At 33.9% G+C, this 20,619-nt stretch carries 20 protein-coding genes; 16 read left to right on the top strand and 4 right to left on the bottom strand.

Annotated elements, in window-relative coordinates:
- Positions 1-26 precede the first annotated feature (26 nt).
- The 7 genes from BUB89_RS07200 (at position 27) to BUB89_RS07230 (ending at position 7,017) form a co-directional block, all read left to right on the top strand.
- Positions 27-1,382 carry a Na(+)-translocating NADH-quinone reductase subunit A gene (locus BUB89_RS07200; protein ID WP_073243482.1) on the top strand — a complete coding sequence of 452 codons (1,356 nt, stop codon included), beginning with the start codon at positions 27-29 and terminating at the stop codon, positions 1,380-1,382.
- A 116-nt stretch (positions 1,383-1,498) separates the two neighbouring features.
- Positions 1,499-2,680: an NADH:ubiquinone reductase (Na(+)-transporting) subunit B gene (locus BUB89_RS07205; RefSeq protein WP_073243484.1), complete on the top strand. Its 1,182-nt coding sequence runs from the start codon at positions 1,499-1,501 to the stop codon at positions 2,678-2,680.
- Positions 2,673-3,404 (top strand): NADH:ubiquinone reductase (Na(+)-transporting) subunit C, encoded by a 732-nt coding sequence (gene nqrC, locus BUB89_RS07210; protein ID WP_073243486.1) that lies wholly within the window; start codon positions 2,673-2,675, stop codon positions 3,402-3,404. Before BUB89_RS07205 ends, nqrC begins: the two co-directional genes overlap by 8 nt.
- 12 nt (positions 3,405-3,416) lie before the next feature.
- Positions 3,417-4,097 (top strand): NADH:ubiquinone reductase (Na(+)-transporting) subunit D, encoded by a 681-nt coding sequence (locus tag BUB89_RS07215; RefSeq protein WP_073243488.1) that lies wholly within the window; start codon positions 3,417-3,419, stop codon positions 4,095-4,097.
- A gap of 10 nt (positions 4,098-4,107) precedes the next feature.
- Positions 4,108-4,722 carry an NADH:ubiquinone reductase (Na(+)-transporting) subunit E gene (nqrE, locus tag BUB89_RS07220; RefSeq protein WP_073243490.1) on the top strand — a complete coding sequence of 205 codons (615 nt, stop codon included), beginning with the start codon at positions 4,108-4,110 and terminating at the stop codon, positions 4,720-4,722.
- Positions 4,723-4,740: 18 nt separating this feature from the next.
- Positions 4,741-6,006, top strand: a complete 1,266-nt coding sequence (gene nqrF / locus BUB89_RS07225) for an NADH:ubiquinone reductase (Na(+)-transporting) subunit F (RefSeq protein ID WP_073243493.1) — start codon at positions 4,741-4,743, stop codon at positions 6,004-6,006.
- Between the two features lie 9 nt (positions 6,007-6,015).
- Positions 6,016-7,017, top strand: a complete 1,002-nt coding sequence (locus tag BUB89_RS07230) for an FAD:protein FMN transferase (protein ID WP_083552588.1) — start codon at positions 6,016-6,018, stop codon at positions 7,015-7,017.
- Here the strand turns inward: BUB89_RS07230 and BUB89_RS07235 are convergent.
- Both BUB89_RS07235 and BUB89_RS07240 read right to left on the bottom strand, forming a co-directional pair.
- Positions 7,014-7,202, bottom strand: a complete 189-nt coding sequence (locus tag BUB89_RS07235; RefSeq protein ID WP_073243498.1) for a membrane or secreted protein — start codon at positions 7,200-7,202, stop codon at positions 7,014-7,016. The genes BUB89_RS07230 and BUB89_RS07235 overlap by 4 nt on opposite strands.
- Before the next feature lie 21 nt (positions 7,203-7,223).
- Complete coding sequence (locus tag BUB89_RS07240) at positions 7,224-7,661, bottom strand: CBS domain-containing protein (RefSeq protein WP_073243500.1); 438 nt, start codon at positions 7,659-7,661, stop codon at positions 7,224-7,226.
- A gap of 246 nt (positions 7,662-7,907) precedes the next feature.
- On the opposite strand from BUB89_RS07240, the gene porX reads away from it, so the two are divergent.
- The 4 genes from porX to BUB89_RS07260 all read left to right on the top strand — a co-directional run bounded on the left by porX (position 7,908) and on the right by BUB89_RS07260 (position 11,793).
- Complete coding sequence (gene porX, locus BUB89_RS07245; RefSeq protein ID WP_073243503.1) at positions 7,908-9,461, top strand: T9SS response regulator signal transducer PorX; 1,554 nt, start codon at positions 7,908-7,910, stop codon at positions 9,459-9,461.
- 94 nt (positions 9,462-9,555) lie between these two features.
- Positions 9,556-9,963 carry a tRNA (adenosine(37)-N6)-threonylcarbamoyltransferase complex ATPase subunit type 1 TsaE gene (gene tsaE, locus BUB89_RS07250; RefSeq protein ID WP_073243505.1) on the top strand — a complete coding sequence of 136 codons (408 nt, stop codon included), beginning with the start codon at positions 9,556-9,558 and terminating at the stop codon, positions 9,961-9,963.
- 213 nt (positions 9,964-10,176) lie between these two features.
- A complete protein-coding gene (locus tag BUB89_RS07255) occupies positions 10,177-11,376 on the top strand; it encodes an alanine dehydrogenase (RefSeq protein WP_073243507.1) in 1,200 nt (399 codons plus the stop codon).
- A 39-nt stretch (positions 11,377-11,415) separates the two neighbouring features.
- Complete coding sequence (locus tag BUB89_RS07260; protein WP_073243509.1) at positions 11,416-11,793, top strand: DUF4258 domain-containing protein; 378 nt, start codon at positions 11,416-11,418, stop codon at positions 11,791-11,793.
- A 65-nt stretch (positions 11,794-11,858) separates the two neighbouring features.
- Here BUB89_RS07260 and BUB89_RS07265 read toward each other — a convergent pair whose 3' ends face one another.
- Positions 11,859-12,524 carry a uracil-DNA glycosylase gene (locus BUB89_RS07265; protein WP_073243511.1) on the bottom strand — a complete coding sequence of 222 codons (666 nt, stop codon included), beginning with the start codon at positions 12,522-12,524 and terminating at the stop codon, positions 11,859-11,861.
- Between the two features lie 133 nt (positions 12,525-12,657).
- Between BUB89_RS07265 and BUB89_RS07270 the strand changes: the two genes are divergently transcribed.
- On the top strand, positions 12,658-14,823 hold the full coding sequence (locus BUB89_RS07270) for an endonuclease MutS2 (RefSeq protein WP_073243513.1): 2,166 nt from the start codon (positions 12,658-12,660) through the stop codon (positions 14,821-14,823).
- A 252-nt stretch (positions 14,824-15,075) separates the two neighbouring features.
- Positions 15,076-15,519, top strand: a complete 444-nt coding sequence (locus BUB89_RS07275; protein WP_073243515.1) for a thiol-disulfide oxidoreductase DCC family protein — start codon at positions 15,076-15,078, stop codon at positions 15,517-15,519.
- Positions 15,520-15,524: 5 nt separating this feature from the next.
- On the opposite strand, the gene BUB89_RS07280 is transcribed toward BUB89_RS07275, so the two are convergent.
- Positions 15,525-16,694, bottom strand: coding sequence for a proline dehydrogenase family protein (locus BUB89_RS07280; protein ID WP_073243517.1), 1,170 nt, complete (start codon positions 16,692-16,694; stop codon positions 15,525-15,527).
- 86 nt (positions 16,695-16,780) lie between these two features.
- Here BUB89_RS07280 and aroB point away from each other — a divergent pair, with 86 nt between their 5' ends.
- The 3 genes from aroB to BUB89_RS07300 all read left to right on the top strand — a co-directional run bounded on the left by aroB (position 16,781) and on the right by BUB89_RS07300 (position 20,618).
- Positions 16,781-17,854 carry a 3-dehydroquinate synthase gene (gene aroB, locus BUB89_RS07285; protein WP_394333299.1) on the top strand — a complete coding sequence of 358 codons (1,074 nt, stop codon included), beginning with the start codon at positions 16,781-16,783 and terminating at the stop codon, positions 17,852-17,854.
- Between the two features lie 292 nt (positions 17,855-18,146).
- Positions 18,147-19,547 (top strand): type III PLP-dependent enzyme domain-containing protein, encoded by a 1,401-nt coding sequence (locus tag BUB89_RS07295; RefSeq protein ID WP_073243523.1) that lies wholly within the window; start codon positions 18,147-18,149, stop codon positions 19,545-19,547.
- 99 nt (positions 19,548-19,646) lie between these two features.
- Positions 19,647-20,618, top strand: a complete 972-nt coding sequence (locus BUB89_RS07300) for a deoxyhypusine synthase family protein (protein ID WP_073243525.1) — start codon at positions 19,647-19,649, stop codon at positions 20,616-20,618.
- Position 20,619: the final 1 nt, after the last annotated feature.

Raw genomic sequence — 20,619 nt, forward strand, 5'->3', positions numbered from 1 at the left:
ATATCCACTAAAAACAACCCAAATGTATGAGTGAATATATTAAAATTAAGCAGGGATTAGATCTCAAATTAAGCGGTGAAGCTGCCAAGTCAGTTATTGCACTTCCAGTTGCCGAAATATTTGCCATCAAACCGAAAGATTTTGTGGGGCTTACGCCAAAATTATTAGTAAAAGCCGGGGCTAATGTTGCAGCAGGAACTCCTGTTTTCTTTGATAAAAATGATGAAAGCATTCTGTTTTGTTCTCCGGTAAGTGGTGAAATTATTGAAATTGTCCGTGGTGAAAAACGAGTAATTCTAGAAATTAAAATCCTTGCCGACAGGGAAATAAAATATGTTTCCTCTACTCCATCCAATCCTGACCAGCTTTCCCGAAACGAAATTATTGAAAAGTTGCTAAAAAGCGGCTGTTGGCCATTTATCCGTCAACGTCCTTACGGAACGATTGCCAACCCAAAAGACAAACCGAAGGCTATTTTTATTTCGGCATTTGATACCAATCCTTTGGCTCCTGATTATGACTTTATTTTGTCAGCAGAGGAAACTAATTTTCAAATCGGTATCAACGCCTTAAAGAAATTAACGACAGGCAAAATACATTTAAATATTAAAGCAAACAGCACTTCTGCTCCTGTTTTTACCCAGGCTCAGAATGTACAAATAAACACCATCTCCGGTCCTCATCCCGCAGGAAATGTTGGGGTGCAAATTCATCATATTGACCCAATTAACAAAGGTGAAGTGGTATGGCATATCAATCCGCAGGATGTAATAATTATTGGAAAATTATTCAATCAGGGAATTTTTGATGCTTCAAGAACTGTTGCAGTTACCGGTGCACAGCTTGAAAAACCTCAATATTACAAAACAATTGTGGGAACTAACATAAAAAACATACTTGCTGACGCAGTACTTAAAAAAGGCGATAACCGGATTATTAGTGGTTCTGTTTTATCTGGAAGCCAAATTCCTGTCGATGGTTTTTTAGGTTTTTATGACGCCCAAATTACCGTTATTTTAGAAGGAAATGAATATGAATTTATGGGATGGCTGGCTCCGGGATTCAATAAATTCAGTGTTTCGCGCACCTTTTTCTCTTGGTTATCCCCTAATAAAAAATACAATCTAAATACTAATCTGCATGGTGAAGAACGTCCTTTTGTAATGACCGGACAATATGAAAAAGTGTTTCCCATGGATATTTATCCGGTACAATTATTAAAATCTATTCTGATTGAAGATATTGAGTTAATGGAAAAATTAGGGATTTATGAAGTAGCGGAAGAAGATTTTGCACTCTGTGAATTGATTTGTACGTCTAAGATTAAATCGCAGGAAATCATTCGGCATGGTCTGGATATGGTTCGAAAAGAATTTAGTTAACGGCATTTGTTTTAGAAAATTAACTTCAAACGCTATTAATGTATTGGTTTATTATAATTATGATAATTTAATAAAAATCAGGCAGCTATTTAATTTAATCATTAAAAAACTGAAATTTGAAACCACTTAGAAAATTATTAAACAATCTCAAACCTAATTTTGAAAAAGGGGGAAAACTGGAAAAATTCTACCCGGCATTTGATGCGTTTGAAACTTTTCTGTTTGTTCCCAATCATACCACAGGCAGTAAAGGAACACACATTCGTGATGCGATAGATTTAAAGCGTACGATGATATTAGTAGTCTTATCACTAGTTCCCTGTTTGTTATTCGGAATGTGGAATATTGGTTACCAGCATCATCTGGCACTGGGAATGATGAATGTTTCAGTAATGGATAACTTTATTTTTGGAGCCATCAAAGTACTGCCGCTAATTTTAGTTTCTTACGGAGCAGGATTAACTACGGAATTCGTTTTTGCCATCATCAGAAAACATACTATTAATGAAGGTTTTTTAGTTTCAGGAATGTTGATTCCGTTAATAATGCCTATTGAAGTTCCTTTGTGGATGCTGGCGGTTGCTACCATTTTTGCTGTAATTATTGGGAAAGAAGTTTTTGGCGGTACCGGAATGAATATTTTAAACCCGGCATTAACAGCCAGAGCATTTTTGTTTTTTGCGTATCCTACTAAAATGTCCGGTGACGAAGTATGGATCAATACCAGTCCCGAAAAGGGACAGACCGTGGTGGATGCTTATACCGGAGCAACAGCCTTAGGAGATGCAGCTGCAGGATATCAGGATAAAATCCCCAATATTATCGATTCTTTTATAGGGATTATTCCTGGATCTGTGGGAGAAACGTCTACTGTTGCCTGCCTCATTGGAGCTGCTATTTTATTGTTTACAGGAATTGGCAGTTGGCGAATTATGACTTCCGTATTTGCAGGAGGTTTTTTGATGGCATTAGTATTCAATTTATTTGGACTGAATACTTTAATGCAAATAAGTCCGCTACATCATTTAACATTGGGAGGTTTTGCTTTTGGAGCTGTTTTCATGGCCACTGACCCAGTGAGTGCTACACAAACCAATACAGGAAAATATATTTATGGATTTTTAATCGGGTTTCTCGCCATTCTCTTTCGGGTCTTTAATCCCGCCTATCCTGAAGGAATGATGTTAGCTATTTTATTTATGAATGTCATGGCTCCGTTAATTGATCATTATGTTATTGAAGCCAATATTAAAAGAAGATTAAAAAGAATAAAGCCAATACAAAATCAAGATGGATAAAGACAATAATAAAACTACGTTTATATTTTCGTCAGTTATGGTAGTCATCGTTGCTGTGGTACTATCCGTAACTGCCATTAGTCTGGCGCCTTATCAGGAAAAAAACAGCAGAGTTGAAAAAATGAAAAACATACTCAGCAGTATTTCTATCACTACCGAAACGAATCAAACCGAAACGGCATTTGATAAGTACATAACCAAACAAATTGTTTTAAATAACAAAGGAGAAGAACTGACTAATAACGTAAAAGCTTTTGATATTGACCTTAAAAAAGAATTGGATAAATCAAAAACAGGCAATGCAGATAAACAGCTGTTTCCACTTTTTATTTGTAATAAAGACGGAAAGTCCTTTTATATCATTCCTGTAAGAGGAAAAGGTTTGTGGGGACCTATATGGGGCTATATTTCTTTAGAAAGTGATATGAATACGGTGTACGGAGTTAGTTTTGGTCATAAAAGTGAAACGCCCGGATTAGGTGCTGAAATTGAAACACAAAAATTCCAGCAGCAGTTTGTGGGTAAAAAGATTTTTGATGAATCAGGCAAGTTTGTTTCAGTGGATGTAATTAAAGGAGGAACAAATGCTGATGATTTACATGGAGTAGATGCTATTTCAGGAGCTACTATTACCAGTAACGGAGTAAGTAACATGCTGGAAAACATCCTTAAAAATTACATTCCGTATTTTAAAAAACAGCAGACTATTGCATTTACAAATTAAAACTAACAGGATATGAGCAAAGAAACTATCGCAGTTCCTGCAAAAAAGAAAAAAACAAAAGAGCCGTTGTTTTCAGCTAAAAACAAACGCCTTTTATACGATCCTTTAAATGATAACAATCCTATTACAGTTCAGGTATTAGGAATATGTTCAGCACTGGCAGTCACAGTTAAAATGAAACCATCTATTGTGATGGCTCTTGCTGTTGTGGTTGTTTGTGCTTTTTCAAATGTTATTATTTCTTTAATTCGAAATATAATCCCCAATCGCATCCGGATTATTGTTCAGCTCACTGTGGTTGCCACCATGGTAATTTTAGTAGATCAGTTTCTAAAAGCTTTCTTGTTTGATGTTAGTAAGCAATTGTCCGTTTTTGTGGGATTGATTATCACTAATTGCATTATTATGGGAAGATTAGAAGCTTTTGCAATGTCTAATAAGCCGTGGCCGGCATTTTTAGATGGTATTGGAAACGGTTTTGGATACGGAATGATTCTGATTATCGTTTCTATGTTTCGGGAATTATTTGGCTCCGGAGAATTATTAGGCTATCGTGTCGTTCCAGATTCTTTTTATGAATCAGGTTATTTTAATAATAGTCTGGCTATCATGCCGCCCATGGCGCTGATTATAGTAGGCATACTCATCTGGATTCAAAGAAGCCGAAATCAAAAATTAATCGAATCAAAATAAAATAATAATCATGGAATATGTCAATATTTTTATAAAAGGAATTTTTATCGAGAACATGATATTTGCTTATTTTTTAGGTATGTGTTCTTATTTGGCCATTTCTAAAACAGTAAAAAGTGCTGTAGGACTGGGACTTGCGGTAACTTTTGTATTGTTTGTATCTGTTCCGGTGTGTTACCTGTTAGAAAAATATGTTTTGAAAGCCGGTGCTTTACAATGGCTGTCACCTGATTTTTCAACGGTTGATCTTAGCTTTCTAAGTTTTATTATGTTTATTGCAACAATAGCCTCCATTGTACAACTGGTAGAGATGATTGTTGAAAAATTTGTACCGACACTATACACTTCACTAGGAATATTTTTACCGTTGATTGCAGTAAATTGTTCCATCCTGGGTGGTGCATTATTCATGCAGGAAAGAGAATACGCTAACTTAGGAGAAGTAAGCGCTTTTGCACTGGGATCTGGTGTAGGATGGTTTTTAGCCATAGTTGCTTTGTCTGCCATCCGTGAAAAATTACGGTATTCAAATGTTCCCGGACCTTTAAGAGGATTGGGAATTACGTTTATTTTGACCGGATTGATGGCAATTGCATTTATGAGTTTTATGGGGATTTCGTTATAAATATATAAACTAATGGAGATGAATATATCAGATTTTGATAGCACAACAATCATTTGTAGCGTAATTGTATTTTTACTCTTCAATTCTCTTCTGGTGTATATTATTTTGTACACCAAATCAAAGCTGACTCCTTCCGGGCTAGTTAATATCACCATAAATGAAGAGGAAGAACTTAAAACAGAAGCCGGTTCCTCATTACTTTCTACTTTATCCAATAAAAAAATATTTTTACCATCAGCCTGTGGCGGTGGCGGAACCTGTGGTTTGTGTAAATGCCAGGTTCTCTCTGGCGGTGGAGCAATTTTACCCACAGAAACACCTTATTTTTCCAGAAAAGAACAACAAAACAACTGGCGATTAGGATGTCAGGTGAAAGTTAAACAGGATATGGAAATTGTAATTCCTAAAAGTGTCATGGGAATTAAAAAATGGGAATGCGAAGTAGTTTCTAATAAAAATGTAGCGACTTACATCAAGGAACTCATCGTGAAATTGCCCGAAGGTGAATTTTTAGATTTTGAACCGGGCAGTTATATTCAGCTTGATGTTCCTGCATTCGAACTTGATTTTAAAAAGGATTTATATCAAATTGATGAACGTTTTCAATCCGATTACGATAAATTTAAAGTGTGGGATTTAAAAGCAAAAAATCCGGAGCCTGTTTTCAGAGCCTATTCTATGGCGAATCATCCTGCTGAAGGCAATATTATTATGCTAAATATTCGATTAGCTACTCCGCCTTTTGATCGAAAAGCGGGCGGATTTATGAAGGTATATCCCGGAGTATCTTCGTCTTATGTCTTTTCTTTGAAACCTCATGATAAGGTAAGTATTGCAGGACCTTTTGGAGATTTCCATATTAAAAATACCCAAAAAGAAATGATTTATATAGGTGGTGGAGCAGGTATGGCTCCGTTACGTTCTCATTTATTTCATTTGTTTCATACGCTGAAAGAAAAAGACCGAAAAGTAAGTTTCTGGTATGGAGGAAGATCTTTAAAAGAAGTGTTTTATACCGAAGATTTTAGAGAAATTGAAAAGGATTTTGATAATTTCAAATACAATATCGCACTTTCTGAACCATTACCGGAAGATGACTGGAAAGGATATACCGGTTTTATTCATAATGTATTATTTGAAAATTATTTAAAAGATCATGAAGCTCCCGAAGATATCGAATATTATGTTTGTGGTCCTCCGTTAATGAATGCAGCTGTGTTTAAAATGCTCGATGATCTGGGAGTTCCACAAGAAAATATTGCTTTTGATGATTTTGGAAGCTAAAACTATCGTATGATAAAAACTGTATTTATTTTTTTTACTCTAATGCTGATAATGGCTTGTACTTTCGAAAAAGAAACAATTTTCTTTCTTCAGGGAAATGCACAAGGAACCAGTTATCATATTACGTATATTTCTAAAGATAAGATTGTTTCCGAAAAAGAAATCGATTCTTTGTTAGCTGATATCGATGCTTCGATGTCAACATGGAGACCCAATTCCATTATTTCCAAAATAAATAGCAATGAGAAAAATGTAGTTATTGATACTTATTTCAAAACTGTTTTTAATAAAGCAGTTGAAGTATCGGAGAAAACAAATGGCGATTTTGATATTTCTGTCGGACCTTTAATAAACGCCTGGGGTTTTGGTCCAACACAAAAAAAATCTTTAAATCAAAACGAGGTGGATAGTTTGTTACAATTAGTCAATTATAAAAAGGTCAGTATTCAGGACAATAACATTATAAAAGAAAAACCAGAAATAAAAATTGACTTTAATGCTATTGCACAGGGATTTTCGGTGGATGTACTAGCTGCTTTTCTGGAGAAAAAAGGAATAGAAAATTATTTAGTTGAATTAGGAGGGGAAATAAAAGCCAAGGGGAAAAAAGAACAAGAAAAATGGAAAGTGGGCATAGAACAGCCTGATGCAGAAAATACATCAGAGAGAAAATTACAAGCCATTCTTAATTTAGATAATCGAGCACTGGCAACTTCCGGCAATTACCGCAAATTTTACAAAGAAGGCAATCAAAAATTTTCACATATCATAAATCCTAAAACAGGATATCCGGCTAAGCATAATCTGCTAAGCACCACCGTAATTGCTAATGATGCCATAACTGCCGATGCTTATGCAACCGCTTTTATGGTTATGGGATTGCAAAAAGCGATTGCTTTTGTCGAAAAAAACAAAGCATTAAATCTCGAAGTTTATTTTATTTATGATGAAAACGGAAAATGGAAAACCTATATTTCTCCAGGTTTAATAAAACAGATTGAAAAAACTTAAGATTTACATTTTTCCTGTGGTTTAGCCCCACAAATACTGCATACCTCACCTTCTTCACCTTGTAGCAATGGGTTATTACTGCTACAGGTGCCTGAAAAGCGTCCGTTTTTTTTAACTAATGATTTGATTGCAATTCCGGCAATTGCCACAGCCAAAAGAAAAACAGAAAGAATTATTGTTGCCATAATAAAATTTCTAATTGTTTTCTATTCCGCTTTCGTTCCATGAATATAGGAATCAAGATGATGAATGGTGTTTTCTTGCAATTCAATAATAGATTTTACCACATCACCAATAGAAACAATTCCTATCACTTTTGTTTCTGAAACTACCGGTAAGTGTCTGACTCTTTTATTGGTAATTAAATCCATACAATAATTAATATCGTCATCAGGTTTTACAGTTATAATGTCAGTATCCATAATTTCATGGACAAAAGTTTCTCTTGAAGTTTTATTCTTCAAAACAATTTTCCGGGCATAATCCCGCTCAGATAAAATTCCTTTCAAAATATTATCTTCAATCACTAAAACAGCACCAATGTTTCTTTCTCCCATTATTCGCAACGCTTGATAAACTGTAATGGTAGAAAGTATAGAATGAACTTCATTCCCTTTTACGTCTAATATTTGATTTACAGTCATAATAGATGGTTTTATGTTATCTATAAATTTAAGAAAAAAAAGAAGGTCATTATTATAAAATTGTATTAAATTTTTACTTAATATTCGTTTATTGAGGAGAAATTGCAAAATAAAGGACTGTTTTTTAGAAAGAAATTTTATCATAATATTAGGAACTCAGCTTGTATAAAATCTGTAATTTGCACAATGAACAGCTTTTTTTATCGTTGTTGAGTAACTATTAATTTGATTATTATTGAAACATATATGGATAAGATAAAAATACTTTGGGTTGATGATGAAATTGACTATCTAAAACCACACATTCTTTTTTTAGAGAAAAAAAATTACGAAGTCACGACTTGTAACAATGGTCTTGATGCTATCGAAATATTTGAAAACGAAAACTTTGATATTGTTTTCTTAGACGAAAATATGCCCGGAATGAGCGGTTTAGAAACCTTATCAGAAATGAAAGAGAAAAAAAGTGCTATCCCAATGATTATGATCACTAAAAGTGAGGAAGAATACATTATGGAAGAAGCTATTGGGTCTAAAATTGCTGATTATCTTATCAAGCCGGTAAATCCCAATCAGATATTACTAAGTCTGAAAAAGAATTTAGATAATTCAAAATTGATTTCGCAAAAAACTACTCTGGATTACCAGAAAGAATTTCGAAAAATAGCAATGGAATTAGGTATGGTAAACAGTTTTGAAGACTGGATCGAACTGTATAAAAAACTGTTATTCTGGGAATTACAATTGGAAGATATTAACGATCAGAGTATGATTGAAATTCTGGAATCGCAAAAAGTAGAAGCCAATTCGCAGTTTGGAAAATTCATTGAGCGAAATTACGAAGACTGGTTTGAACCCAAAGCAGACAAACCCATTCAGTCTCATACTTTATTTAAAGAATTAGTACTTCCCGAATTAAAAAAGAAGGAAAAACCGGTTTTATTTGTTGTAATTGATAATTTACGCTACGACCAATGGAAAGCCTTTGAAAGCGTAGTGGCCGATTATTACAAACTTGAAAAAGAAGTACCCTACTACTCTATTCTGCCTACTGCAACTCAATATGCCCGAAATGCTATTTTCTCAGGATTATTACCTTTGGATATGGAAAAGAAACATCCGGAATATTGGAAAAATGACCCTGATGAAGGCGGAAAAAACTTATTTGAAGCCGAATTTCTTTCGGCACAATTAAAACGTTTGGGCTTAAATATTAAAGAAGATTATTTCAAGATTACCAATATGGCTTCGGGTAAAAAACTCGTGGAGAATTTCAGGGCATTGAAAGAAAACGATTTGGTTACCATTGTCTATAATTTTGTTGACATGCTTTCACATGCTAAAACCGAAATGGATGTGGTAAAAGAACTTGCTCCGGATGATAAAGCGTATCGTTCTCTGACATTGAGCTGGTTCAAGAATTCTCCTTTGTTAGAAATCATCCAACAAGCACAAAAACTGGGTTTCAAGTTGATTTTAACCACTGATCATGGCACCATCAATGTCAAGAATCCATCTAAAGTAGTGGGTGATAAAAATACGAGCCTTAATTTACGTTATAAAACAGGTCGTAGTCTTACCTATGAGAACAAAGATGTTTATGCTGTAAAAGATCCAAAAAAAATTGGTTTACCTGCCATAAATATGAGTAGTTCTTATATTTTTGCAAAAAATGATTTGTTCCTGGCTTATGTCAACAATTACAATCATTATGTGAGTTATTATAAAAACACGTATCAGCATGGAGGGATTTCTCTGGAAGAAATGATCATTCCCTGTTTGATATTTAATCCAAAGTAGGGATTTAGTCCTTAGTTATCAGTCCTTAGAATCCAGTTCAAAAACTAAGGACTAAGGACTAACAACTAAGGACTAGGTACTAAAAACTAAAAACATGGAAATCACTTTTTCATTAGACGAAATAAACAATGTAGCCGAATTGATTGTGGCTGCAAAACCCCATAAAGTATTGCTTTTTAATGGTGAAATGGGTGTCGGAAAAACCACTTTTATCAAGCAATTGTGTAAAACTCTGGGTGTGACCGAAGCAACTAGTAGTCCAACTTTTTCTTTAGTTAACGAATATGAAACTACAGACAATCAGATTATTTACCATTTTGATTTTTACCGGTTGAAAAAAGAAACAGAAGCTTTAGATATGGGAGTTGATGATTATTTATATTCCGGACATTGGTGTTTTATCGAATGGGCCGAAAACATTGCTAATCTTCTGCCGGAGAACTATTCAACAATAACCATAGAAGTACTTCCTGACGAAAAACGCCTTTTAAAATTAAATTAAAATAGTTTTTATGTTAATTACTAATAACTGATTAATAGTGTTTTAAGTTTTTATTTCCAAGCTTATACCGAAAATACTTCTTAATTTAACCGACAAAATAAGTTTAAAAAATGCCAAATGTTAATAAATGAGACTTTTAAGTTTTTATAAAAATTTAAAGCTTATTTTTTTAATCTTTTTGTGTAATTTTACTTTTTAATAGTACAAAAAACGATGTCAATATCCATAACGCCATTTACTAAGCAACAGTTATTACCTCAGGAAGAAAAATTAGAAGTCGCCCGAAAAAAAGGCGAACTTTTTATTGGGATTCCTAAAGAGACTAGCTATCAGGAACGTCGCATTTGTTTAACGCCGGATGCTGTAAGTTCTTTAGTATGTCATGGTCATCGTGTAATGATTGAATCTGGTGCCGGAGAAAATGCAAGTTATTCAGACAAAGAATATTCCGAAGCAGGTGCCGAAGTGACTCAGGATACTCAAAAAGTTTTTGGTTGTCCAATGATTTTAAAGGTTGAACCCCCTACGGTTGCCGAAATCAATATGATGAATAATCAGGCAATTCTTATTTCGGCAATTCAATTAAAAACAAAGAAAAGAGAATATTTTGAAGCCTTAACTAAGAAAAAAATCACTGCACTAGCTTTCGAATATATCAAAGATGTAGATGAAACCTATCCTATCGTTAAATCTTTGAGCGAAATTGCCGGAACAGCTTCCGTACTAATTGCTGCTGAACTGATGATTGCCAATACTTTTGGAAAAGGACTTTTATTTGGTAATATTACTGGTGTTCCGCCTACTGAAGTAGTTATTTTAGGTGCAGGAACGGCGGGAGAATTTGCTACAAAAACCGCTATCGGATTAGGGGCAAATGTAAAAGTATTTGATAATTCCATCACTAAATTAAGAAGACTGCAAAACAGTTTGAGCCAACGTATTTTTACTTCGACCATTCAGCCAAAAGCTTTAATGAAGGCCTTAAGACGCTGTGATGTAGCCATTGGAGCCATGCGTGGTGTAGAACGCTGCCCTGTTGTAGTTACTGAAACCATGGTGGAACACATGAAAAAAGGCGCTGTAATTGTGGATGTAAGTATTGATACCGGAGGTTGTTTTGAAACTTCTGAAGTTACTACTCATGAAAAGCCAACTTTCATAAAAAACAATATTTTACATTATTGTGTGCCTAATATTCCTTCCCGATATTCTAAGACAGCTTCACTTTCTATTAGTAATATTATCACTCCTTATTTATTAAAAATTGCTGAAGATGGCGGTATCGAAAGCGCTATTCGTTGTGATAAAGGTCTGAAAAACGGAATTTATACCTATCACGGAATCCTTACTAACAGAGCCATCGGTGACTGGTTTGATTTACCTAACAACGATATTAATTTAATTGTGTTTTAAGCAAACTTTCAATTACCTTTGCAAAAAAAAAAATAATTCATGAAGTTTGCATATCGTTTTTCTTATTATTTAGTGGGTTTGGTTTTAGGCTGTTTTTTTGTAGCGCTTGTTTTTAGCGGAAAAGATACCCGTTGTAATTATTTCCCTAACGCCCGTGTTTTAAACGATATCAGAACTAAGCCTTTTGAATATTCTGAAGAAGCTTCTAAGGTTTTAGCCGAAGGATGGATTGATACTACTGATATCAAAAGATCTTTAGAATTTGGTGACGTAGATTTCGATAAAAGTGATACCGAATTTGGTAAAAATGTAAAATTATATGTTATCGAAGGTAAAACGGCTCAGAATATCGAAATTATTCTGACTGTAAAAAACCGGGCAGATAAAGCTATCCTTGAAAATATCATAAAGAAATAAGTTTCTTTTTTACGATACAAATAGGCCATTTAAGTTTCTTTTTAGGAATTTAAATGGCTTTTTCTTTACCAATTTATTTCCGGCTTATCATTCGCTTTTAAATATGCATTTGTTTGACTAAAATGTTTGTTTCCAAACCAAAATCCTCTGTTAGCGCTTAAAGGAGAAGGATGTCCTGATTTTAAAATATGATGTTTAGAAGCATCGATTAATGCTGCTTTCTTTTGGGCAAAACCGCCCCAAAGTAAAAACACCACCTTTTCTGATTCGGCTGATATTTTTTTAATTACTGCATCAGTAAATTTTTCCCAGCCTTTGCCCTGATGACTTCCGGCCTCTGATTGTCTGACCGTTAACGTAGCATTTAAAAGAAAAACACCCTGATCTGCCCATCGTTCTAAATTACCGGTTTTTGGAATGGGTATGGCTAAATCTTTTTCAATTTCTTTAAAAATATTAATTAAAGAGGGAGGAAACGGAATACCATCATTTACAGAAAAACACAATCCGTTAGCCTGATTGGGACCATGATACGGATCCTGACCGATTATCACCACTTTTACCTGATCAAAATGACAATGATCAAAAGCCGAAAATACCTGACTCCCTTTAGGATAACAAATCTTTTTTGCATATTCCTCTTTGACAAAATCAATTAATTCTTTGAAATAGCTTTTTTCAAATTCTTCATTTAAAACGGCTTTCCAGGAATCATGCATTTTTAGATCCATATCTTTTTTTTATGCGAATTTCAGAATTTTTTTAGTCAAATCATATTTACTTTCAATAAAAATCAGAAAGAAACTTACTGCAATCAATACTGGTATTTTTTGTACTTTTGCGATACTTTCTTAAAGAAAATAAATGATTAGTATTACCGAAAAAACATTACAGGATCTTCAGTTTCCAACGATTCTCGAAACTATTTCAGATATCTGTAACACCGAAATAGGAAAAGAAAAGGCACTTAGAATTACTCCGTTTAGAGACAAAGAAACTTTGATGCAGGCTTTGCTGCAAACGTCAGAGTATGTTTCTTCTTTTCAAAACAATAATGCCATTCCCAATCACGGATTTGATGCGATAACACACGAAATAAAATTCCTGGCCATTGAAGACAGTTTTCTGGAAGTGGGCAGTTTTAGAAAAATTGCCACTTTATCTTCAACAGTGAATTTTTTATTGAATTTCCTGAAAAAATTTGATGATTATTATCCCAATATCAATGCCCGTGCATCACGCGTGGAATTTACAAAAGAAATCATCACGCAAATTGATGCGGTAGTTGATAAATATGGCGAAATCAAAGACAATGCTTCTCCTGTTTTATTAGATATCCGCAGAAATATGAATCTGGTTCGAGGCAAAGTCAATCAGAGTTTTGGCGTTGCTTTGACGCAATACAACGGCCTGGGCTATTTAGATGATATTAAAGAAAGTTTTGTGCAAAACCGTCGTGTTCTGGCAGTTCTATCCATGTACCGACGAAAAGTAAGAGGAACGATTCTGGGAAGCTCAAAAACAGGAAGTATTGCCTACATTGAGCCTGAAATGACGCTGAAATACTCCAGAGAACTGAGCAATTTAGAATACGAAGAAAAAGAAGAAATCACCCGTATTTTAAAACAATTATCGAATGCTATTCGTCCCTTTTTACCTTTGTTAAAAGAATATCAGGAGTTTTTAAGTGATATAGATGTTATTGCTGCAAAAGCAAAATATGCTGAAAGAATCAACGGAATTTTACCGGCAATTACTGAGGAACGCCGCCTATATTTTAGAGATGCCTTCCATCCTATTTTGTATTTGACGAATAAGCAAAAAAAGGAAATTACCTATCCGCAAACTATAGAATTGCAACAGGAAAACCGAATTATTGTAATTTCCGGACCTAATGCCGGGGGTAAAACCATTTCGTTAAAAACAGTCGGATTACTGCAATTAATGCTGCAATCAGGAATGCTGATTCCGGTTCACGAACGTTCAGAAACCTTTTTATTTGACAGAATATTGACGGACATTGGAGATAATCAGTCTATTGAAAATCACCTGAGTACCTACAGTTACCGATTGAAAAACATGAATTATTTTTTAAAGAAGTGCAACAAGAAAACCATGTTTCTAATTGATGAATTTGGTACCGGTTCTGACCCCGAATTGGGTGGTGCTCTGGCTGAAATTTTCCTGGAAGAATTCTATCATCGGGAAGCTTTTGGAATCATCACAACGCATTATTCGAATTTAAAAATATTGGCTAACGAATTGCCTTTTGCTACCAATGCCAACATGATGTTTGATGAAAAGTCATTAGAACCCATGTACAAACTGGCTCTAGGACAAGCGGGAAGTTCGTTTACATTTGAAGTAGCACAGAAAAACGGAATCCCGTTTGGCTTAATCAATCGTGCCAAAAAGAAAATTGAAGTGGGTAAAGTACGCTTTGATAAAACCATTGCAACCTTGCAAAAAGAACGTTCCAAGCTCGAAAAAACATCTCAAAATTTAAAAGAAGAAGAAACCAGAGCCCGTGAAGAAGGTAAAAAAATGGAAACCATCAATGTCAAAATAAAACAAAAACTGGAAAGCTATCAGGAATTGTATGACAGCAATCAGAAAACGATTTACATTGGTCAAAAAATAGAAGATATTGCCGAGAAATATTTCAACAATAAAAACAAAAAAGAATTGATTGGCGAGTTTTTGAAGATTGTAGAAATCGAAAATTCTAAACGTAAAAAAGCAACACCAAAAGAAGCGAAAGCCATCATTGCTAAGAAAAAAGAAGTGATTGAAGAAGTTACGGTTCAGGTAGAAGAAATTCGAAAAGAGAAAAAAGAGAAAAAACTAAAACCTGTAATCGAAAAACCAAAAGCTATTTTAAAAGTGGGCGATCGTGTACGAATGCTGGATGGAAAAGCCGTAGGTAGCATTGATAAAATTGAAAAAAACAAAGCTGTTGTTAATTATGGACTTTTTACTTCTAAAGTGAGTCTGGAGGAATTGGATCTGGTAGAAGCGGTGAAGAAGTAATCAGTTTGTAGAAAGCAGAATTCAAAGTCATTGCGAGGAACGAAGCAATCACACTAAACACAAGTAAATGCAGTATAGAAAAATACTCACCAATTTTGTCATTTCGACAAAGGAGAAAACTCCGTTAGATATTCCGCAAACTGAATAAAAAGATGAATTGATAGTGGCGTTACTTGTGAAGATTCCTCCTTTCGTCAGAATGATAAACTACATCAAAATTAACGATATAATCACTGAATAACACCAATTGAAATGGAAATACGTAGTGAGATTGCTTCTTTCCTCGCAAAGACTGCTGAGCACAAAAAAATAATTCTCTTTGACGGGGTTTGCAATTTGTGTGATTCGGCGGTGCAGTTTATCATTAAAAACGATAAAAAAGATGTTTTTAGGTTTGTGGCTTTGCAATCTGATTTAGGTCAGGAAATTTGCAATCACATTGGTGTAAACCAAAAAATGATGGACAGTATAATCCTGTATGAACCCGGAATTGCTTATTACCATAAATCAGAAGCGGCTTTAAAAATTGCGTCTGATTTAGGCGGTATTTATGGATTTCTGTCTGTTTTTAGTGTTTTACCTAACAAAATTACCGATACTATTTATGATTATATTGCTAAAAACCGATACAAATGGTACGGCAAGAAAGAACAATGTATGATTCCAACTCCTGAGTTAAAAGCAAAATTTCTATAAATAATTTAAGTCTTTTTTCGTCGCTGGCGCTCTTTGATTATCATTTCGAGTTCTCTGCTTGTTTGACCTGCAACGGCTGTATTTTCCTGAGCACGGCGAATTAAATACGGAATCACTTCTTTCACCGGACCAAAAGGAACATATTTAGCTACATTATAACCATTGGCAGCCAAATTAAAACTAATCGTGTCACTCATACCATACAACTGCCCAAACCAAATTCGGAAATCATCTGTTGTTATGTTTTTTTCGCGCATCAATTCCATTAAATAATATGTACTCGTCTGGTTATGTGTTCCTGCAAAAAGAGAAAAAATATCTAAATTATCCGTAATATAGCGTAAAGCACTATTGTAATTTTCATCTGTTGCTGGTTTGCTGGCACAAATGGGTGATGGATAATTGTTTTCTTCAGCTCGTTCATTTTCTTTTTCCATGTAGGCGCCACGAACTAATTTTATTCCAATATAAAATGCTCCCTGCTTAGCTTCCTGATGGATTTTTTTCAAATATTCCATCCGATCCCAACGATACATTTGTAACGTATTATAAACAATCGCTTTTTCGGTATTGTATTTACGCATCATTTCAAGAATTAAACTGTCGGCAGCGGTTTGCATCCAGGATTCTTCGGCATCAATCAAAACGGGAACGTCTTTTTGATGAGCTGCCTGGCAAACTAAATCAAAACGGTTCACTACCCTGCTCCATTCCTCCTGCTCCGAATCTGTCAAAACAGTCGCGTTTCCTGTTTTTTCATACAAATCCATGCGTCCAAAACTTGTGGGTTTAAAAACAGCGAAAGGGATAGCCTGGCGTTCTTTAGCAAATTCAATGATTTTTAGCGTTTTTTCAAAAGCATTATTAAATTCTTCTTCATTTATTTTTCCTTCGACAGCATAATCTAAAACTGCCGAAACATCTTTAGTGTACAAGGTGTCAACTACTTTTAGGCAATCTTCTTCATTAACACCGCCACAAAATTGACTGAATATGGTTTTCTTAATTAAATTTTGAACCGGCAAATGTAATTTTAAAGCTAGCAAAAGAATTTTTGTCCCTAACTGAACCAAGAGTTTAAAATTCATCACTTTAAAAAGAAAATACGATAACTGTAATTGGTTATTGCTTTTTAAAGCAAAAGCGATTTGAGTATTTTCGAATATCTTTTTCATCTTTTTTTACTATTTAAAACAAATATAGCCAGAGTTATGAATATTAATTAGTGGAAATTACCTTATTTTGCATTTCAAATTAATTAATGATGACACACACAATTCAAGCCAATAACTATAATGTTTATTTCAACGAAAAAGGATATGAAGAATTAAACATTCACCTTACTAAAAATAAATATTCTAATATTTTTGTAATTGTAGACAGCAGTACTAACGAATTTTGTTTACCAAAATTATTGCCTTATATCGAAACGGATCTCAATGTTGAAATTATTGAATTTGAAGCTGGAGAAGAAAACAAGAACATTGAAACCTGCGTTGAAATCTGGAAAGTACTAACGGAACTGGGTGGAGACCGAAAAAGTCTTGTTATCAATCTGGGTGGTGGTGTTGTTACGGATCTGGGAGGTTTTGTTGCTTCAACGTTCAAGCGCGGTGTTGATTTTATCCATATTCCTACTACTTTGCTTTCGATGGTTGATGCTTCGGTAGGCGGTAAAAACGGAGTAGATTTAGGGAATTTAAAAAACCAGATAGGTGTAATCAATGTTCCTGCAATGGTTATTATTGATACTCAATACTTAGAAACGGTTCCTCAAAACGAAATGCGTTCCGGTCTTGCCGAAATGCTGAAACACGGTTTGATTTACGATAAAAAGTACTGGGAGGAATTTTTAGATATTTCTACTATTGATTTTGAAGCCTTAGATCAATTAATTTTCAGATCGGTAGAAATTAAAAATGAAATTGTAAAACAGGATCCTACTGAGAAAAATATTCGAAAAGCATTGAATTTCGGGCATACTTTAGGACACGCTATCGAAGGTTATTTTCTGGAAAGCCAAACCAAAACAACCCTGCTTCACGGTGAAGCAATTGCTGTGGGAATGATTTTGGAAAGTTATATTTCATTAAAGAAAGATTTGATTTCTGCAGAAGAATATGCGCAAATTAAAAATGTATTAAAAGCAATTTACGAAGACATCATTTTTGAAGAAGCAGACATAGAACCGATTCTGGAATTACTTATTCATGATAAAAAAAATGAATATGGAAGTATTCAATTTGCCTTAATCGAAGGAATTGGGAAGATAAAAATCAACCAAGCAGTTGAGAATGAATTAATTCTTGATGCTTTTGAAGATTATAAATCTTAACTGTTTTTTTTATAAAAAGGATTGCATCACTTATATATTATTTTTTACATTTGCCGCAATGAAAAGAGATCAAAAACAGCGAAATTATAGCACAAATCAAAGCGTTAACAATAGTTCTTTCTTAAGAGTATTGAAGCGTTTAAACTTGGTTATAGGCAGATTTAATTTTGATACTTTTCAATATCTAAAAGTAGAAAACGAAAAATTACAAATTATTTATGCTAATATTAGGGTTTGAATTGTAGATTAATCATTATCATTAAGCTATAAAAATAAAAAATCCTAAAATTCAATGAATACAAAATATTCTGACTTAATAAATCAATCGTACTACTTTCCTCAGGAAGAATTCAAGCTCAATAAAGACAATCTTCAGTTTCACAATATTGATTTGATGAAACTGGTTGAAAAATATGGTACTCCATTAAAATTTACTTATTTACCTCAAATTTCCAACAACATTAACAAAGCCAAAAGCTGGTTTCGTAAATCGATGGAAAAAAATAAATATGAGGCAAAATATTATTACTGTTACTGTACTAAAAGTTCTCATTTTGAATTTATCATGAACGAAGCGTTCAAGAATAATATTCACGTGGAAACTTCGTCTGCTTTTGATATTAATATTGTCGAAAATTTATTAGAAAACGGCAAAATCAATAAAAGCACTTATGTTATTTGTAACGGATTTAAAAGAGACGAATACATCAGTAATATCGCCCGTTTAATTAATAATGGACATAAGAATACTATTCCTATTATTGATAACTATGAAGAATTAGATTTACTTCAGGCAGAAATTAAAGGAAAATTCAAAATTGGAATCCGTATTGCTGCCGAAGAAGAACCTAAATTTGAGTTCTATACTTCCCGATTAGGAATTGGTTATAAAAACATTGTTAATTTCTATAAAAAGCAAATTCAGGAAAACAATAATCTTGAATTAAAAATGCTTCACTTTTTTATCAATACAGGAATAAATGATACGGCTTACTACTGGAACGAATTAGTAAAATGTATTAAAGTTTATATTGCATTAAAAAAAGAATGTCCTTCATTAGACGGATTAAATATTGGAGGTGGTTTTCCTATCAAAAACTCATTGGCATTTGAATACGATTACCAATATATGATTGACGAAATTATCAATCAGATTAAAATTGCCTGTGATGAAGCCGAAGTAGATGTTCCTAATATTTTTACGGAATTCGGTTCCTTTACCGTAGGAGAAAGTGGTGGCGCTATTTACCAGATTTTATATCAAAAACAACAAAACGACAGAGAAAAGTGGAACATGATTGACTCTTCATTCATTACCACCTTGCCAGATACCTGGGCAATAAATAAGCGTTTTATCATGTTAGCTGTAAACCGCTGGAATGATACTTATGAAAGAGTATTATTAGGAGGTTTGACTTGTGACAGTGATGATTATTACAATTCAGAGCAAAACATGAATGCTATTTATTTACCTAAATACAACAAAGAAAAACCGCTATATATTGGTTTTTTTAATACAGGAGCTTACCAGGAAACCATTGGCGGATACGGCGGTTTACACCACTGTCTGATTCCGCAGCCTAAACATATCTTAATTGACAGAGATGAAAATGGTATATTAGCAACAGAAGTTTTTTCAGAACAACAAACCTCTGAAGATGTATTAAAAATTTTAGGTTACAATAAAAAATAATTAACAAAACACACAATTAGTAGATTTATAATTTCATTATATTTGAGCCGGTTTAGATTCAGATACCTATAAATTTACAAAATATTTAAACACCACAAAATGAGTAAAGGACCGATCAGTCAGTTTATTGAAAAGCATTATTTACACTTCAATTCTGCATCTTTAGTCGATGCCGCAAAAGCTTACGAACAACAATTAGCCAATGGAGCTAAAATGATGGTAAGTATGGCGGGTGCTATGAGTACGGCAGAAATTGGAAAAATCTTCGCCGAAATTATTCGTCAGGACAAAGTTCAGATTATTTCTTGTACAGGAGCTAATCTTGAGGAAGACATCATGAATCTGGTAGCACATTCTCATTATGAAAGAGTACCTAATTATCGTGATTTGACTCCTCAGGATGAATGGGATTTATTAGAAAGAGGACTAAATCGTGTAACAGATACTTGTATTCCTGAGCATGAAGCATTTCGTAGATTACAAAAACATATCTACAAAATATGGAAAGATGCTGATGATAAAGGAGAGCGTTATTTTCCTCATGAATTCATGTATAAAATGCTACTTTCAGGCGTTCTTGAAGAATATTATGAAATTGACTTAAAAGATAGCTGGATGTATGCTGCTGCTGAGAAAAATTTACCTATTATTGTTCCCGGATGGGAAGACAGTACAATGGGAAATATTTTTGCATCGTATGTTATTAAAGGAGAATTGAAAGCATCTACTATGAAATCAGGTATTGAATACATGACTTTCTTAGCAGATTGGTATCCAAAAAATAGTGAGAATGGTATTGGATTTTTCCAAATAGGTGGTGGTATCGCAGGAGACTTCCCTATTTGTGTGGTTCCAATGTTGTATCAGGATATGGAAATGCACGATATTCCGTTTTGGAGTTATTTTTGCCAAATTTCGGATTCTACAACCAGTTATGGTTCGTATTCCGGAGCAGTTCCAAACGAAAAAATTACTTGGGGTAAATTAGATATAAAAACGCCTAAGTTTATCATTGAATCAGATGCTACCATTGTAGCACCATTAATTTTTGCTTATTTATTAGATTTATAAT

The sequence above is a fragment of the Flavobacterium flevense genome (genome assembly GCF_900142775.1).
Lineage (GTDB): Bacteria > Bacteroidota > Bacteroidia > Flavobacteriales > Flavobacteriaceae > Flavobacterium > Flavobacterium flevense.

Coding starts and splice junctions, on each gene's coding strand:
- BUB89_RS07200 (WP_073243482.1), top strand. CDS start 27: ATGAGTGAATATATTAAAATTAAGCAGGGATTAGATCTCAAATTAAGC.
- nqrC (WP_073243486.1), top strand. CDS start 2,673: ATGGATAAAGACAATAATAAAACTACGTTTATATTTTCGTCAGTTATG.
- BUB89_RS07215 (WP_073243488.1), top strand. CDS start 3,417: ATGAGCAAAGAAACTATCGCAGTTCCTGCAAAAAAGAAAAAAACAAAA.
- nqrE (WP_073243490.1), top strand. CDS start 4,108: ATGGAATATGTCAATATTTTTATAAAAGGAATTTTTATCGAGAACATG.
- nqrF (WP_073243493.1), top strand. CDS start 4,741: ATGAATATATCAGATTTTGATAGCACAACAATCATTTGTAGCGTAATT.
- BUB89_RS07230 (WP_083552588.1), top strand. CDS start 6,016: ATGATAAAAACTGTATTTATTTTTTTTACTCTAATGCTGATAATGGCT.
- BUB89_RS07235 (WP_073243498.1), bottom strand. CDS start 7,202: ATGGCAACAATAATTCTTTCTGTTTTTCTTTTGGCTGTGGCAATTGCC.
- BUB89_RS07240 (WP_073243500.1), bottom strand. CDS start 7,661: ATGACTGTAAATCAAATATTAGACGTAAAAGGGAATGAAGTTCATTCT.
- porX (WP_073243503.1), top strand. CDS start 7,908: ATGGATAAGATAAAAATACTTTGGGTTGATGATGAAATTGACTATCTA.
- tsaE (WP_073243505.1), top strand. CDS start 9,556: ATGGAAATCACTTTTTCATTAGACGAAATAAACAATGTAGCCGAATTG.
- BUB89_RS07255 (WP_073243507.1), top strand. CDS start 10,177: ATGTCAATATCCATAACGCCATTTACTAAGCAACAGTTATTACCTCAG.
- BUB89_RS07260 (WP_073243509.1), top strand. CDS start 11,416: ATGAAGTTTGCATATCGTTTTTCTTATTATTTAGTGGGTTTGGTTTTA.
- BUB89_RS07265 (WP_073243511.1), bottom strand. CDS start 12,524: ATGGATCTAAAAATGCATGATTCCTGGAAAGCCGTTTTAAATGAAGAA.
- BUB89_RS07270 (WP_073243513.1), top strand. CDS start 12,658: ATGATTAGTATTACCGAAAAAACATTACAGGATCTTCAGTTTCCAACG.
- BUB89_RS07275 (WP_073243515.1), top strand. CDS start 15,076: ATGGAAATACGTAGTGAGATTGCTTCTTTCCTCGCAAAGACTGCTGAG.
- BUB89_RS07280 (WP_073243517.1), bottom strand. CDS start 16,694: ATGAAAAAGATATTCGAAAATACTCAAATCGCTTTTGCTTTAAAAAGC.
- aroB (WP_394333299.1), top strand. CDS start 16,781: ATGATGACACACACAATTCAAGCCAATAACTATAATGTTTATTTCAAC.
- BUB89_RS07295 (WP_073243523.1), top strand. CDS start 18,147: ATGAATACAAAATATTCTGACTTAATAAATCAATCGTACTACTTTCCT.
- BUB89_RS07300 (WP_073243525.1), top strand. CDS start 19,647: ATGAGTAAAGGACCGATCAGTCAGTTTATTGAAAAGCATTATTTACAC.